Source organism: Propionibacterium acidifaciens (assembly GCF_003798325.1).
Classification (GTDB): domain Bacteria; phylum Actinomycetota; class Actinomycetes; order Propionibacteriales; family Propionibacteriaceae; genus Propionibacterium; species Propionibacterium acidifaciens.
Window position 1 is genome coordinate 2,070,118 of the sequence record NZ_CP033719.1, and the last position, 15,161, is coordinate 2,085,278.

A 15,161-nucleotide genomic window follows, 5' to 3' on the forward strand; every position below is an offset into this window, starting at 1 on the left:
GTCGTGTCCGCCCGAGCGCTGCTCCGCTGCGCCGAGGCGCTGTCCCGACTGTCGCCGGACGACCCGGAGCAGGCCGACAGGGGCAGCGCCGGGGCCGCTGCGAGAAGGGGGACCAGTGGCATCCCTGCTCTCATCGTTTCTCCTCGCCGTGATGGCCCCCCGCCCGGTGGGCGGGGTCCGGTGGGGCTCCTGGGCCGGTGGCCCGATGCGACCGCGGCACCACGACCGGCTGCCCGCTGACCGGGTCGGCGCTGATCCAGGTGTCCACGCCGAAGACCTGTTCGATGGTCTCGGCGTCCAGCGCCCGCGCCGGGGCGCCGGTGGCCCGCACGCGCCCGTCGGTCATGAGGACGGCGTTGTCGCAGTAGCGCGCCGTCTGGGTCAGGTCGTGCAGCACCATGACGACGGTCAGTCCGCGTTCGTCGTTGAGCTCGCGGACCAGATCGAGGATCTCGAGCTGGTGGGCGACGTCCAGGTAGGTGGTGGGCTCGTCGAGCAGGAGCACCCGCGGTTCCTGCGCCAGGGCGGCGGCGAGCCAGACGCGCTGCCGCTCGCCGCCCGACAGCGTCCCGATCCGCCGGTCGGCCAGCGGAGCGAGCCCGGTGCGGTCCAGCGCCGCCTCCACCGCGGCCCGTCCGCCGGTGTCGCGCGCCGCGAACCAGCTCTGGTGCGCGTAGCGCCCGTATCCGACCATGTCGGCCACCCGCGCATCCGGGCCGGCCTGCGCGTTCTGCCAGACCACGGCCATCGCCCGGCCGCGCCGCCGCGAACTCATCGAGGCGACCGGCTCGCCGTCGAGCAGCACCCGGCCCCGTGCGGGGGCGGTGCCGCACAGGGCGCGCACCAGCGTCGTCTTGCCGCAGCCGTTCGGCCCGGCGACCCCGTGGACGAGCCCCGGCGCCAGGTCGAGGTCGATGCCGTGCAGGATCTCCCGCCCGCCCAGCTCGACGACCAGGCCGCGCACCGACAGGCCGGCACTCGCCGGGTTCCCCGGGCCGCTCGCCGGGTTCCCCGCGCTGCTCACAGGGCCCTCCTCAGCAGGAAGAGGAAGAAGGGCACGCCCAGGGCGGTCATCGTGATGCCGACCGGGATCTCGATCGGCGAGAAGACCGTGCGCGAGAGGGTGTCGCTCGCGACGAGCAGGGCGGCGCCGGCCAGGATCGAGCCGGGCACGGTGAGCCGGTGGTCGGGGCCCAGCACCATGCGCACGAGGTGCGGCACGATGAGCCCGACGAAGCCCAGCAGCCCGACGGCGCTGACCGCGCTCGCGGCGAGCACCGCCGCCAGGGCGGTGAAGAAGACGCGGTTGGCCTGCACGTTCATGCCCATCGAACCGGCCGCGTCGTCCCCCAGCACCAGAACGTTCAGCCGCCGCGCGAAGCACAGGGCCAGCGCCAGGGCGACCAGCGAGTACGGCCACAGGCCGCGCACCTCGGTCCACCCCCGCATCGACATCGCACCGTTCATGAACATGAGGGCGCCGGCCACCCGGTCCGAGAAGAGCACCATGAACGCCGAGATGCCCGCCCCGCACAGCGCCGAGACGGCCACCCCGGCCAGGATGATCCGCAGCGGCTGGATGCCGCCCTCCCAGGCCAGCAGGAAGATCGCGGCAGCCGCCCCCATCGCACCGGCGAAGGCCGCCGGCGTGACGAGCGCGAGACGACTGGGGGCGACGAGCATGACGCCGATGCCGAGCAGCCCGGCCCCCGAGGAGACGCCGATGATGCTCGGATCGGCCAGGGGGTTGCTCATGACCGCCTGCAGGATGAGGCCGCTGACGGCCAGGTTCATGCCGACCAGGGCGGCGAGCAGCATGCGCGGCAGCCTGATGTCCCAGACGATCCGCCGCAGCGAGGCGTCGCGCCCGGTCAGGGCGTCGAGCATCTGGCCGATCGACAGGTGGACGGACCCCGCCCCGATGGCGTACAGGGCCCCGGTGACGAGCAGCACGGCCAGTGCCACGAAGACGCCGGTGCGGAACCAGCTGCGCTCGGGGAGGCTGCGGCGGGTCGTGCCGGGGGAGCGCCCGCCCCCGCTGGCGGTCGCCGCACTCATGCGTACTGCTCGGCGTCGCCGTAGACGTCGGGATGGACGCAGGCCGCCAGGTAGGCCACCGCGTCGCCGTAGTAGGGGCCGCCGTTGAGCAGGAAGTACTCCTGGGGCAGATAGGAGACGCGCCCCTCCCGGACGGCGTCGACCGCCTGCCAGGCCTGGTTGGAGGCGAACTCCTCGGCCATGCGCGCCCGAGCGTCGGCGTCGGTGTCCACCATGCTCGTGACGAGCACGTGGTCGGGCTGGGCGGCCACGATGGCCTCGATGTCGAGGGGCGTCGTCTCCGAGTCGGGGTTGTCGGGCGTCGACCCCGAGGCGATGTTCGTCAGGCGCAGGGTGCGGGCGATCTGCCCGGCGATCGAGTCGTCGAGCTTCACGGCCAGCGATGCGGCCGTGACGTAGACGATGACGACCGACGTCGACTCGTCCGGCAGCCGGCCGACCACCTCGTCGACCTGCTCGCTGATCCGGTCGATGCGCTCGGCGGCCGTGTCCTGGTGGCCCGTGAGCACGCCGAACGCCCGGTAGATCGAGTCGAGCTCGGCCTGGGAGCGCGCCCGCACCTGAAGGCCGCGGATGCCCAGTTCGCGCAGCCGGGACAGCACGGTGTCCTGGGCGCTGCCCATGACGATGACCAGGTCGGGCTCGTACGAGCTGACGGCCTCGATGTCGACGTTCGAGGTGGCGCCGACGGTCGGCACCGCCCGCATCGCCGCGTCGTTCTCCGGGACCGTCTTCACGTTGTCGGTGATCTGCACCGAGCAGACGGCCGTGCCGCCCACGTCGTACCAGATGTTCATGGCGGTGCCGGCCAGGATGCACACCCGCTGCGGCGCCGACTCGAAGTCGACGCTCCGGCCGCTGACGTCGGTGATGCTCAGCGGGAACTCGGTGCCCGTCATGGGCATCGGGTCGGCGCCGGTCGAGGTCGGCGGCGGCTCGCTCGGCGACGGTGCGCCCTGACCGCTCGAGCAGCTCGCGCCGAGCACCGACATCGCCGCGCACAGCACCAGGGCGAGTGTCCTGCCGGCCCGGCGGTGACGACGACTGGTGATGGGCATGACGGCCTCCTGCGATGGTGCGGACGCGGTCACCATACCCATGAACGGACTGAAAAATACAAGACCTTTGTGTGAAATTCTTTGCGAACTCCACAAGGAAATTCGTTGCCATCTCAGAAGGTGAGGCAGGGCTTCCGCCGGTGGACTCCCGCGGCTCCCGGGCGTCTTCGCACGACGACCGCAGGGCCGGGCGGGCCGGTGCGGTGACGGGCGTCCGCCCTGCGGTGCTCGTGCGGCCTCACCGCGGGGCGGGCGGGTCCGGAGGCCGGCGGTTCCCGACCGCCCTCCCGCGCGGCCATGGTCTCGACCAGGTGGTCGGCGTCTCGAAGACGCGGCCCGACCGCCTTCCCGCGCGGTCATGATGGCGGGGAGCCGCTCCCGCCGGTCGTGATCCGGGGCCGTCCGCTCCCGACCGCACTTCTCCCGGAAACCGCAGGACGATCGCCGTTGCCCGTACGGAGCCGGGCGCTCACCGCTGCCCGCCGAGGTGTGCACGGGCCGAATCCATGGGCCCCGGGGGTATGCGGTGGCGTCGTCTTGTGTACATTGAGAAGTGCTGGTTCGACCCATCGTCAGGTGGGTCGTCGCAAGAGGGAATTCCGGTGAGAGGCCGGAGCTGTCCCGCAGCGGTATATGGGAACAACGCCACAACGGGCACTGGGCCGCTCGGCCTGGGAAGCGGTGGCGTAGGAACCGGGAGCGATCCCGAATGCCCATGAGCCCGAAGACCTGCCAGCCGCAGCAGCGCCAGCTGCTGCGGAACGTGCCCCGCGGAGGGTCCACGGATCGAGGCGATCGGTGCCCGGCGATGCGCATCATCGTCGGCGTCGGTTCCCTCGGATCAGTGCCAGCGGTTCCGGCGAGCGTCTGCCGGGCGAGCCGGTGGGAGTCACCGGCGGACCCGCAGGTCCGGGAGTCGAGGCCGCGGACGGGCGCTCGGGTCCCGTGCTCGGCGCCCGCCGATGACCGGTCGGCAGCCAGTCCCCGGTGCGCCCTACCGCAGAGCGCACCTTGACCCTTCAGGAGCAGGAGTCGAATGAGCAACACCGAATCGGGCGCCCCCGCGGCCGAAGAGGCCACGCCCACGCAGCTCAGTCTCGCCGGCGATTTCCCGGCAGCCACCGAGGAGCAGTGGGAGATCGAGGTGGCCAAGGTTCTCAACCGTGGTCGTCCCCCGGAGAAGCAGCTGACCTTCGAGCAGTGCATGAAGCGTCTGACGGTCCACACCGTCGACGGCATCGACGTCAAGCCGATGTACAGGCGCGATGACGTCCCCGGTCCACTGGGCTATCCCGGGGTCGCCCCCTTCACCCGCGGCGCCGCCGTCCGCAACGGCGAGGCCGACGCCTGGGACGTGCGCGCTCTCCACGAGGATTCCGATGCGGCCTTCACCCGCAAGGCGGTCCTCACCGATCTCGAGCGCGGCGTCACCTCCATCTGGCTGCGCGTCGGCTCCGATGCCGTCGGGCCCTCCGACGTGGCCGAGGTGCTCTCCGACGTGCTCCTCGAGATGGCGAAGATCGAGGTCTCCTCCCGCGAGGACCAGAAGGCCGCCGCCGAGGCGCTCCTGGCCGTCTACGAGGCCTCCGACAGGCCCAAGGACCACGTCTTCTTCAACCTCGGCATCGACCCCACCGGCCTGGCCGCCCTCCGGGGCTCCGCCGCCGACCTGTCGGGGCTCGGCGAATGGGTCCGGCGCACCGCCGCCTACCCGAACGGCAATGCGATCACCGTCGACTCGACGATCTACCACAATGCCGGCGCCGGCGACGTGGCCGAGCTCGCCTGGGCGCTGGCCACCGGCGCCGAGTACGTGCGTGCACTCGTCGAGCAGGGCGTCGACGTCAACGAGGCCTTCCGGGCGATCGAGTTCCGCGTCACCGCCACCCACGACCAGTTCCTCACCATCTCCCGGCTGCGCGCGCTCCGCACGTGCTGGTCGCGGATCGGCGAGGTCTTCGGCGTGGACGAGGACAAGCGCGGCGCCCGTCAGAGCGCCGTCACGAGCTGGCGTGAGCTGACCCGCGAGGATCCCTACGTCAACATCCTGCGCGGCACGATCTCCACCTTCGCCGCCGCTGTCGGCGGCGCCGACGCCATCACGACCCTGCCGTTCTGCGCCGCCTTCGGCCTGCCCGACGACTTCGTCCGCAGGATCGCCCGCAACACCGGCATCATCCTCGCCGAGGAGGTCAACATCGGGCGCGTCAACGACCCGGCCGGCGGCTCCTTCTACGTCGAGTCCCTGACCGACTCGCTGGCCAGGGCCGGCTGGGCCGAGTTCCAGAAGGTCGAGGCCGCCGGCGGCATGGCCGCGGCCCTCGCCGGAGGCCACGTCGCCGAGGTCCTGGCGGCCTGCAACGCCGAGCGCGCCAAGCGTCTGGCCAACCGCAAGCAGCCGATCACCGCGGTGAGCGAGTTCCCGATGCTGGACGCCCGGACGATCGAGGTCAAGCCCTATCCGCCGGCGCCCGCACGCGGCGGCCTGGAGTGGCACCGCGACGCCGAGCCCTTCGAGCGGCTCGTCGACCGCTCCGCCGCGAACGGCGAGCGTCCGAAGGTCTTCCTTGCCTGCCTGGGCACCCGTCGCGACTTCGGCGGGCGCGAGGGCTTCTCGGCCCCCATCTGGCACGTCGCCGGGATGGAGACCCCGGAGGCCGAGGGGGGCACGGTCGACGAGATCGTCGCCGCCTTCAAGGCCAGTGGCGCCCAGGTCGCCGACCTGTGCTCGTCCGCCAAGGTCTACGCGCAGCAGGGCGTCGAGGTCGCGAGGGCCCTTCGCGACGCTGGCGCCAGGGCCGTCTACCTGTCCGGCGCCTACAAGGAGCTGGGCATCTCCGACGACGAGGCCGCCGGAATCTTCGACGGCCGGCTGTTCATGGGGATGGATGTCGTCGACATCCTCACCCGCACGTTCGATGTCATGGGGGTGGCCAAGTGAGCACTCTTCCTCGTTTCGATTCCATCGGTCTCGGCGACAGCCCGGTTCCCGGCTCCGCCGCCGAGGACTTCGCACGACTGGCCGAGGCGGCCGGCACCGGCGAGAAGTGGCTGACCCCCGAGCAGATCCCGGTCGGCACACTCTACGGAGAGGACGCCTACCGGGGCGTCGACTGGCTCGACACCTACGCCGGTCTGCCGCCGTTCACGCACGGCCCGTACGCCACCATGTACGCCTTCCGCCCGTGGACGATCCGCCAGTACGCCGGCTTCTCCACGGCGAAGGAGTCCAACGCCTTCTACCGCCGCAACCTCGCGGCCGGCCAGAAGGGCCTGTCGGTCGCCTTCGACCTGCCGACCCACCGCGGCTACGACTCGGACAACCCGAGGGTGGGCGGCGACGTCGGCATGGCCGGTGTGGCGGTCGACTCCGTCTACGACATGCGCGAGCTGTTCGCCGGCATCCCGCTCGACCAGATGAGCGTGTCGATGACGATGAACGGCGCCGTCCTGCCGATCCTCGCCCTCTACGTGGTGACGGCCGAGGAGCAGGGCGTCAAGATGGAGCAGCTGGCGGGGACGATCCAGAACGACATCCTCAAGGAGTTCATGGTTCGCAACACCTACATCTACCCGCCGCAGCCCTCGATGAGGATCATCTCCGACATCTTCGCGTTCGCCAGCGCGAACATGCCGAAGTGGAACTCGATCTCCATCTCCGGCTACCACATGCAGGAGGCCGGTGCCACGGCCGACATCGAGATGGCCTACACGCTGGCCGACGGTGTCGACTACATCCGCGCCGGCGAGTCCGTCGGCCTCAAGGTCGACCAGTTCGCCCCGCGCCTGTCGTTCTTCTGGGCCATCGGCACCAACTTCTTCATGGAGGTCGCCAAGATGCGCGCGGCCCGCATGCTGTGGGCCAAGCTCGTCCACCAGTTCGGGCCGAAGAACAACAAGTCGATGAGCCTGCGCACGCATTCGCAGACCTCCGGCTGGTCGCTGACCGCCCAGGACGTGTACAACAACGTCGTCCGCACCTGCGCCGAGGCCATGGCCGCGACCCAGGGGCACACCCAGTCGCTGCACACGAACTCCCTCGACGAGGCCATCGCCCTGCCGACCGACTTCTCGGCCCGCATCGCCCGCAACACCCAGCTGTTCCTGCAGCAGGAGTCGGGCACCTGCCGCGTCATCGACCCGTGGAGCGGCTCGGCCTACGTCGAGGAACTCACCAAGGACCTCGCCCTCAAGGCCTGGGGCCACATCCAGGAGGTCGAGGCGGCCGGCGGCATGGCCAAGGCCATCGAGCAGGGGATCCCGAAGATGCGCATCGAGGAGGCCGCGGCTCGTACCCAGGCGCGCATCGACTCCGGCCGTCAGCCGCTCATCGGTGTGAACAAGTACCGTCTCGAGCACGAGGACCCGATCGACGTCCTCAAGGTCGACAACTCCCAGGTGCTCGCCGAGCAGAAGGCCAAGCTGGTCAAGCTGCGCGCCGAGCGCGACGAGGAGGCCACCAGGGCGGCCCTCGACAAGCTCGCCTGGGCCGCCGCGAACCCCGATCCCACCGATCCCGATCGCAACCTCCTCAAGCTCTGCATCGAGGCGGGTCGCGCGATGGCCTCCGTGGGCGAGATGAGCGACGCCATGGAGCGCAGCTTCGGTCGTTACACGGCGCAGATCCGGACGATCTCCGGCGTCTACGCCAAGGAAGTGAAGGAGTCCCCCGAGGTGGACGAGGCGCGCGAGCTCGTCGAGCGGTTCGAGCAGGCCGAGGGCCGTCGCCCCCGCATCCTGCTGGCCAAGATGGGCCAGGACGGTCACGACCGCGGGCAGAAGGTCGTCGCGACGGCCTTCGCCGATCTCGGCTTCGACGTCGACGTGGGCCCGCTGTTCCAGACGCCGGAGGAGACGGCGCGGCAGGCCATCGAGGCCGACGTCCACGTGGTGGGCGTGTCCTCGCTGGCCGCGGGCCATCTCACGCTCGTCCCGGCTCTGCGCCGCGAGCTCGACGCCCTGGGCCGCAAGGACATCCTCATCGTCGTGGGGGGCGTCATCCCCGAGCAGGACTTCCAGGCGCTGCGCGATGCGGGCGCCGTGGACATCTACCCGCCGGGCACGGTCATCCCGGATTCGGCGGTGCGCCTGCTCAAGGAGCTGCTCCGGGCCCTCGGCGATGAGGTTCCGGCGAATGCCTAGGAGCATCGACGTCGATGCGCTGGTCGGCCAGGTCCTGGCCGGCCAGCGCGCCGGCATGGCCAGGGCGATCACGCTGGTCGAGTCCGCCCTGCCGGCCCATCGTCCCCTGGCGCGCAGGCTGCTCGCGCAGCTGCTCCCCCATGCGGGCGGGGCCACGCGCGTCGGCCTCACGGGTGTCCCCGGCGCCGGCAAGTCGACCTTCATCGACGCCATGGGATGCCGCCTCATTGAACGCGGCCACAGGGTGGCCGTGCTGGCGGTCGACCCGTCGAGCACCCGTACGGGCGGTTCGATCCTCGGCGACCGCACGCGGATGGGCAAGCTCGCCGAGTCCGACCGGGCCTACATCCGCCCCTCGCCGTCCGGCTGCCATCTGGGCGGTGTGGCGCGCGCCACGCGTGAGGCCATGATCATCGTCGAGGCCGCCGGCTACGACACCGTCATCGTCGAGACGGTCGGCGTCGGCCAGTCCGAGGTCGCGGTGGCGGGCATGGTCGACACCTTCCTCCTGCTCGCCCTCGCCCGCTCCGGTGACCAGCTGCAGGGCATCAAGCGCGGCATCCTCGAGCTCGCCGACGTCATCGCCGTCAACAAGGCCGACGGCGACAATGCGAGCGAGGCCCGCGTCACGGCGCGGGACCTGTCGATCGCCATGAAGCTCATCAACGACGAGTCCACCGGCCGCCGGACCCCGGTCATGACCTGCTCGGCCCTGACCGGCGACGGCCTGGACGACGTCTGGAAGGCCGTCGAGGAGCATCGCGCCTGGATCGACGGGACCACCGGCCTGGCCCGTTACCGCGCCGACCAGCAGATCGAGTGGATGTGGGCCCAGATCGAGGGTCAGGTCCTCGACTCGCTGCGCTCCACCCAGGAGCTGCGCGAGCTCGGCCGCGAACTCGAGGCGAAGGTCGAGAAGTCCACCGAGAGCGCCCTCGACGCCTCGGCCGAGTTCCTCACGGCCTGGGCCGGGCAGCTCCCGGGCTACCGGTGGAACTGATCCCGGCCCGACGTCGAGGCCCCCGGCCCCTCGACCCGTCGCCCCTCCCGCCCCCGGCATGGACCGGCGGGCCGCGGGCCGGACCCGCTGGCGGGTGCGCCCCGCCATGTCCTGACCGGTTCGCGGTCCCGGGCCGGGGCCATGGGGACGTGGGGAGGAGCCCGGCGACTACGTCGCAAGGCCCTCGGCCACGGCTGACGCCCCACGGCCCGTCCCCGCACCCCCTCCGCGGGTGGACAGCGAGACGACCGCCCTCACGAGCGCGTCGATCGCAGCCGCCGGGTCGACGTCCGTGAGCACCCGGGCGCTGGGGGCGCGGCCGAGCAGGCGGCGCACGTCGGCGACGGTCGTGCCGCGGGTGATGCCCGCGCCTGTCTCGACGCCGACCCACAGCGCCTCGGCCCGGGCGCCGAGCGGCTCGCCCACCGCCACCTCGGCCGCCAGCAGGTCGTGGACCTGCGCCAGGTATCCGCAGCCGTGGTCGGCGTGGAATTCGAAGTAGAAGCGCAGCGCGTCGATGAGCAGATCGAACAGGGCGCTGCCGGTGCGGCTCGGCGCGCCCGGGCGCGGGGCGTCCGGGCCCAGGTGCGGGGCGTCGACCCCGATCCGCCCGGCGATCCCGTCGAGCACGCCGGGGCGCAGCTCGACGGTCTCGGTGACGTTGAGCGGGCACACGAGCGGCAGCCGCTCGGCGGGCAGGCCCTCGAAGGCCGCGTAGACCTCCGCCGCCGCGTGCGGATCGCACCAGGCGTTCCACTCCGAGGTCGGCAGCGTGTTGCCCGGGTGGTTGAACGACCCGCCCATGATGACGACCCGACGGGCCAGCCGCGGCAGGCGCGGCTCGGCGCGCAGGGCCAGGGCCAGGTTCGTCAGGGGGCCGGTGACGAGCAGGGTCGTCTCCCCGGGGTGCGCGCGCAGCTGCGGCAGCCACAGTCCGGTGATCGGGTCGCCGGGGTGCAGGGCGCCGGACGCGTCCGGCAGCGCCGCACGGCCCAGGCCCTCGTCGCCGTGGGTCTGCGGCGTCGTCTCCGGCTCGACGACGAGGGGGCGGCCCGAGCCCGTCCAGACGGGGACCCCGGGGCGGCCGGCCAGCGCCAGGACGGCGGCGCTGTTGCGGGCGGCCCGGGCGGCGGTCGTGTTGCCGGTCGTCGTCGAGACGCCCACCAGGTCGACGTCGGGCCGGGCGGCGAGCAGGACGAGGGCCAGCGCGTCGTCGATGCCGGTGTCCACGTCGGCGATGAGCCGCATCCTCGTCCTCCTGCCGTCGTCCTCGGCCCCCATTGTGGCCCGGGCGCCCGCGCCGCGGCGCACCGGTCGGGCGTCCAGATGCGGGGCGGCCGCGACGGTGCCGCCCGGCGGCCCTTAGAATCCCTGTGCAAGAGCCCGATGCGATGCGGATGCGGTGCGCTTGCGCAGCACAGCGGGCTTTCGTGCGTCGGGGCGGACGCCCCGACCACCGACCAGGGAGGCATACATGCCAGGCATCGTGGTGATCGGCGCCCAGTGGGGCGACGAGGGCAAGGGCAAGGCCACCGACCAGATCGGGGAGCGGGTCGACTACTGCGTCCGTTACTCCGGCGGCAACAACGCCGGACACACCGTCGTCGTGAACGGTGAGAAGTTCGTCCTGCACCTGTTGCCCTCGGGCATCCTCAACCCCGACTGCACCTGCGTCATCGGCAACGGCGTCGTCATCGACCTCGGGGTGCTCGCCGCCGAGCTCGACGAGCTGGTCAGGCGCGATGTGCACGTCGCCCCCCCGCTCATCAGCGCCAACGCGCACATCATCGCCCCGTACCACCGCACGCTCGACAAGGTGAGCGAGCGCTTCGCCGGCAAACGACGCATCGGCACGACCGGTCGCGGCATCGGCCCGGCCTACTCCGACAAGGTCAACCGCATCGGCCTGCGCATGCAGGACCTGCTCGACCCGGCCGGCCTGCACGACAAGGTCGAGGCCAGCCTCGACCAGAAGAACCAGATCCTCACGAAGATCTACAACCGCCATCCCATCGACGCCGAGCAGGTCACCGAGGAGCTGCTCGGGTACGCCGATCGCTTCGCCCCCTCCATCGTCGACACGGGCCGTCTGCTCAACGACGCCCTCGACGAGGGCAGGGTCGTCCTCCTCGAGGGCGCCCAGGCGCACCACCTCGACGTCGACCACGGCACCTACCCGTACGTGACGAGCTCCAACCCGACCGCGGGCGGCGCCTGCACCGGTTCGGGCGTCGGCCCCACGCGCATCGACCGGGTCATCGGCATCTCGAAGGCCTACATCACCCGTGTCGGGGAGGGCCCCTTCCCCACCGAGCTGTTCGACGAGGACGGGGAGAGGCTGCGCCGGGACGGTGGCGAGTACGGCGCCACCACCGGGCGTCCGCGCCGCTGCGGCTGGTTCGACTCGCTCGTGGTCGGCCAGTCTGCGAAGATCAACGGCTGCACCGACATCTTCCTCACCAAGCTCGACGTGCTCACCGGCTGGGAGAGGATCCCGGTGTGCGTGGCCTACGACGTCGACGGGAAGCGCTTCGACGAGTGGCCCGCCACCATGAACGAGCTGACGGGGGCGAAGCCGATCTACGAGTACGTCGACGGCTGGACCGAGGACATCTCGGGCGCCCGCTGCTTCGACGAGCTGCCGGCCAACTGCCGGGCCTACGTGCGCCACCTCGAGGAGCGCATCGGCTGCCGCATCTCCGGCATCGGGGTGGGCCCGGGCCGCGACCAGACGATCATCATCAACGAGCTCATCTGAAGGCGGCCCGAGGAGCTCGTCTCCGGGAGCCGTTGATCCTGCGGCCCTGATCGGTCGTCGACCGGGAACCGCGGCATCAGCGGGATCGGGCGGGGCCGTGCTCCCCCCGGTGCTCGTCGCGCCCCGCCCGGCACCCGAGGCGCCGGGACGACGAGTCGTGCATCCCGCCGTGGATCAGGATGGTCCTGAGCCCCGGCCCGCCGCGCCCCGGGGCCCCGATCGCCCCGCTCATCGGCCGGGCCCCCTCTCGGGCTCCGGCCCCGGCGCGGCGCGCCGGCCCGCCAGCGCCAGCAGCTGCCCGACCGAGCGCAGAGCCGTGTCGTCGGTGATGCGTCCGGCCTCCATGCGCACGACGCGCGTGCAGCATTCGAGCGCGCACTCGACGTCGTGGGTGATGAGCACGACGGTGCGTCCCTGCCCGGCCAGGCGGCGCAGCAGAGCGCTGACCGAGCGCATCGTGCGCCCGTCCAGGCCGCTGGTCGGTTCGTCGAGGATGAGGACGGGTGCCTCGTCCATGAGCGCCGCGCCGAGGACGAGCCGCTGCTTCTGCCCGCCGGACAGCGTCGAGGGGTGCTGCCCGGCGAGTCCGTCAAGACCGAGCTCGCGCAGGATCCCCGTCGCCCTCCCGTGCAGCCGGTCGCGGTGGCGACGACCGGTCAGCAGTTCGTCGAGCACGCTCTCGCCGAAGAGCTGGCTGTCGAGGTCCTGCCCGATGTACCAGACCTCGTGGCGCCGCCGGGAGCGGCGGGCGGGCCCGCCCCGCAACCTCACCTCGCCCGAGTCGGGCCTGACGAGGCCGGCCAGGGTCCTGCCGAGCACGCTCTTGCCCGCCCCGTTGGGCCCCACGAGTGCGGTGATCTGCCCGGGGAGGAGCCGCAGGTCGACGCCGTCGAGGGCCCTGGTCCGGCCGTAGCGGCGCCGGAGCCCGACGGCCTCCACGATCGGCGAGGCCGCGGCCGGCGGTTCGGGTCGCTCGCAGGGGCGGGGGCGCAGCGCCTCCAGCGAGGGCATGCGCAGGCCCATCTCGACGAGCCGCTGCTCGGGCAGCGCGACGAACTCGTCCGCGGTGAACTCGGTCTCGATCCGCCCCTCGCGCAGGCAGACGATCCGGTCGGCCAGGTCCATGAGGTGGTGCAGGCGGTGCTCGGCGACGATGACGGTCCTGCCCCGCTCCTTCAGCCCTCGGAGCAGCTCGTGCAGGTCCTCGGTCGAGTCCAGGTCCAGATTCGCCGAGGGCTCGTCCAGCACGTAGACCCGCGGGTCGACGGCCCGGGCCGAGGCGATGGCGACCCGTTGGCGCATGCCGTAGGAGAGTCCCCGGAGGGCCCGCCCGAGGATGCCTTCCAGCCGCAGCGCCCCGGCCGTCTCGTGCACCCGCTCGACGATCTCGCGGTGGGGCAGGCCGTAGTTCTCGCAGCCGAAGGCGATCTCCCCGGCGACCTCGTTCGAGAAGAACTGGCTGCGGGGGTCCTGGAAGACGCTGCCGATGGAACGGCCCCGCTCCCAGTTCTCGAGCTCCGCCAGGTCGCGCCCGTCGAGCAGGATGCGCCCGGTCAGCCGTCCCGGGTGGAAGTGGGGCAGCAGCCCGTTGACCAGCCTGGTGAGGGTGGTCTTGCCGCTGCCGGACGGGCCGGTCAGCACGACGAGCTCGCCGGCGGCGATCCGCAGCGAGAGATCCGCGACCGGCTCGGGCCGGCCGGGGTACTCGAAGCGGACCCCGTCGAAGGCGATCGATCCGTTCATGGTGGGATACGGCTCCTGTTCAGCGGGCGATGAGGCGCGGGCCCGCGACGGCGGCCGCCGTGAACGCGAGGCAGACGAACATGAAGGCGGCATCGGCGGGGCGCATCCGGTTGACGTAGTAGCCGTGCTTGACGCAGGGGCTCTCGATGCCCCGCACCACCGCCGCCGCCGATATCTCGTCGGCCAGCTTCAGCTCGCGGAAGATGAGGGGGACGACGGCGTACTCGACGGTGCGCAGGGGACTCCGCAGGACGGTCAGCGGCGAGCCGAGCAGGCCCCGCACCCTCATGGCGTCGCGGATCCCGGCCGTCTCGGCGATCACGGTCGGCACGAAGCGCAGCATGACGGTGAGCATGAGCTGGGCGCCGGCCGGGATGGGCAGCTGCCGGATGCCGGCGGTGAGCTTGGCGGCGGGCAGGGCGAACAGCAGCCCGAGCGCGACGAATATCGGGATCAGCCGGTGGACCAGGGCCAGCGCCAGGGGAGGGGGCACGATGATGCCGAAGCGCACGTCGACCTGCAGCCAGACGGTGACGAGGACGTAGGCCAGCAGCAGCTTCAGTCCCAGGGCCGCCCGCCCGAACGCGCAGGCCAGCGCGACGAGGGCGACGGCGAGCCCGGCGTGGGCCTGCAGGCCCGGCGTCAGATAGGACGCGACCATGGTGCACAGGACGAGCCAGAGCACCGCGCGCACGTCCATCCTGACCAGCCGTTCGTGCCCGCCGTCCGCCCCGGCGCACGGATTCCGGCTCATGCCACGATCCGGGCCCTGCGGAAATGACGGCGCATGATCCGGTCGGCGAAGCCGATGCCGAGGGCGCCGCCCGCGATCGAGATCAGCATGGCCGCGCAGATGTGCAGCGGGCTGTGCACCATGCGCACCTGCATGTCGAACAGCTCCTGGGAGAAACCGCTGGTCGCGGCGCGCTGGGTGAAGCTGTCCCAGGCGAACCACAGCGGGATCGCATTGCCGAAGACCATGCCGGCCGACAGGACCGACCAGCCGATCCCGATGCGCAGCGGGGAGCGGTAGCTCCCCGCCCCGATCATCGTCAGCTCGCAGAGCGCGCCGAGCGCGAGGAAATAGGGGATCAGGAAGGGGTAGCCGAAGAGCCCGTAGACGAGGCCCTGCACGGTGACCCAGATGAGGAAGAGCCCGTGCTTGTCGATCCGTCGGGCGGCGACCGTGAAGAAGATGGCGCTGAGGAACATCTCGCCGGCCGCCGAGACGTACAGGTACATGAATGGAATGGGCAGGAGGATCGAGCCGACCAGTGAGTTGGCGGCCATCGCCAGGACGAGCATGGCGGCGGCCGTGAGGATGTCCCGCGTCGTCAGGGCGTTCGGCGAGTCATTCGTCGGCGAGTCGTTCGTCGGGTTGTGGGTGGTGGTCATGCGGTGC

At 71.8% G+C, this 15,161-nt stretch carries 11 protein-coding genes and 1 riboswitch; of the genes, 4 read left to right on the forward strand and 7 right to left on the reverse strand.

All coding sequences use genetic code 11. The annotated features are described in order from the left end of the window. Positions 1-130 precede the first annotated feature (130 nt). Genes EGX94_RS08755 through EGX94_RS08765 form a run of 3 tightly spaced genes read right to left on the reverse strand, consistent with a single transcriptional unit; the run spans position 131 to position 3,116 of the window. A complete protein-coding gene (locus EGX94_RS08755) occupies positions 131-1,024 on the reverse strand; it encodes an ABC transporter ATP-binding protein (RefSeq protein ID WP_021798177.1) in 894 nt (297 codons plus the stop codon). After that, positions 1,021-2,058: a FecCD family ABC transporter permease gene (locus EGX94_RS08760; RefSeq protein ID WP_021798174.1), complete on the reverse strand. Its 1,038-nt coding sequence runs from the start codon at positions 2,056-2,058 to the stop codon at positions 1,021-1,023. Before EGX94_RS08760 ends, EGX94_RS08755 begins: the two co-directional genes overlap by 4 nt. Next, complete coding sequence (locus tag EGX94_RS08765; RefSeq protein WP_021798176.1) at positions 2,055-3,116, reverse strand: ABC transporter substrate-binding protein; 1,062 nt, start codon at positions 3,114-3,116, stop codon at positions 2,055-2,057. The genes EGX94_RS08760 and EGX94_RS08765 overlap by 4 nt, the downstream gene beginning before the upstream one ends. Positions 3,117-3,656: 540 nt before the next feature. Further along, positions 3,657-3,867, forward strand: a riboswitch (cobalamin riboswitch). A gap of 285 nt (positions 3,868-4,152) precedes the next feature. Between EGX94_RS08765 and mutA the strand changes: the two genes are divergently transcribed. From mutA to meaB, 3 genes are read left to right on the forward strand one after another with little or no spacing between them, the layout of a single operon-like run. Beyond that, positions 4,153-6,057, forward strand: coding sequence for a methylmalonyl-CoA mutase small subunit (gene mutA, locus EGX94_RS08770; protein ID WP_021798181.1), 1,905 nt, complete (start codon positions 4,153-4,155; stop codon positions 6,055-6,057). Further along, positions 6,054-8,258 (forward strand): methylmalonyl-CoA mutase, encoded by a 2,205-nt coding sequence (gene scpA, locus EGX94_RS08775; protein WP_021798175.1) that lies wholly within the window; start codon positions 6,054-6,056, stop codon positions 8,256-8,258. The genes mutA and scpA overlap by 4 nt, the downstream gene beginning before the upstream one ends. Further along, a complete protein-coding gene (gene meaB / locus EGX94_RS08780) occupies positions 8,251-9,258 on the forward strand; it encodes a methylmalonyl Co-A mutase-associated GTPase MeaB (RefSeq protein ID WP_021798180.1) in 1,008 nt (335 codons plus the stop codon). The genes scpA and meaB overlap by 8 nt, the downstream gene beginning before the upstream one ends. Positions 9,259-9,426: 168 nt before the next feature. Here the strand turns inward: meaB and EGX94_RS08785 are convergent, their stop codons facing one another. After that, the gene (locus EGX94_RS08785) at positions 9,427-10,506 is read right to left on the reverse strand and encodes a nucleoside hydrolase (RefSeq protein WP_021798179.1); all 1,080 of its coding nucleotides are present in this window, start codon (positions 10,504-10,506) and stop codon (positions 9,427-9,429) included. A gap of 226 nt (positions 10,507-10,732) precedes the next feature. On the opposite strand from EGX94_RS08785, the gene EGX94_RS08790 reads away from it, so the two are divergent. Beyond that, on the forward strand, positions 10,733-12,016 hold the full coding sequence (locus EGX94_RS08790; RefSeq protein WP_021798178.1) for an adenylosuccinate synthase: 1,284 nt from the start codon (positions 10,733-10,735) through the stop codon (positions 12,014-12,016). Positions 12,017-12,244: 228 nt separating this feature from the next. On the opposite strand, the gene EGX94_RS08795 is transcribed toward EGX94_RS08790, so the two are convergent. The 3 genes from EGX94_RS08795 to EGX94_RS08805 are packed head-to-tail and all read right to left on the reverse strand — an operon-like array spanning position 12,245 to position 15,154. Next, entirely contained in the window at positions 12,245-13,759 is a 1,515-nt protein-coding gene (locus tag EGX94_RS08795) for an ABC transporter ATP-binding protein (protein ID WP_123826203.1), read from the reverse strand. Positions 13,760-13,778: 19 nt separating this feature from the next. Next, positions 13,779-14,513, reverse strand: coding sequence for an energy-coupling factor transporter transmembrane component T family protein (locus EGX94_RS08800; RefSeq protein ID WP_051245359.1), 735 nt, complete (start codon positions 14,511-14,513; stop codon positions 13,779-13,781). Beyond that, a complete protein-coding gene (locus EGX94_RS08805; protein ID WP_021798908.1) occupies positions 14,510-15,154 on the reverse strand; it encodes an MptD family putative ECF transporter S component in 645 nt (214 codons plus the stop codon). Before EGX94_RS08805 ends, EGX94_RS08800 begins: the two co-directional genes overlap by 4 nt. Positions 15,155-15,161: the final 7 nt, after the last annotated feature.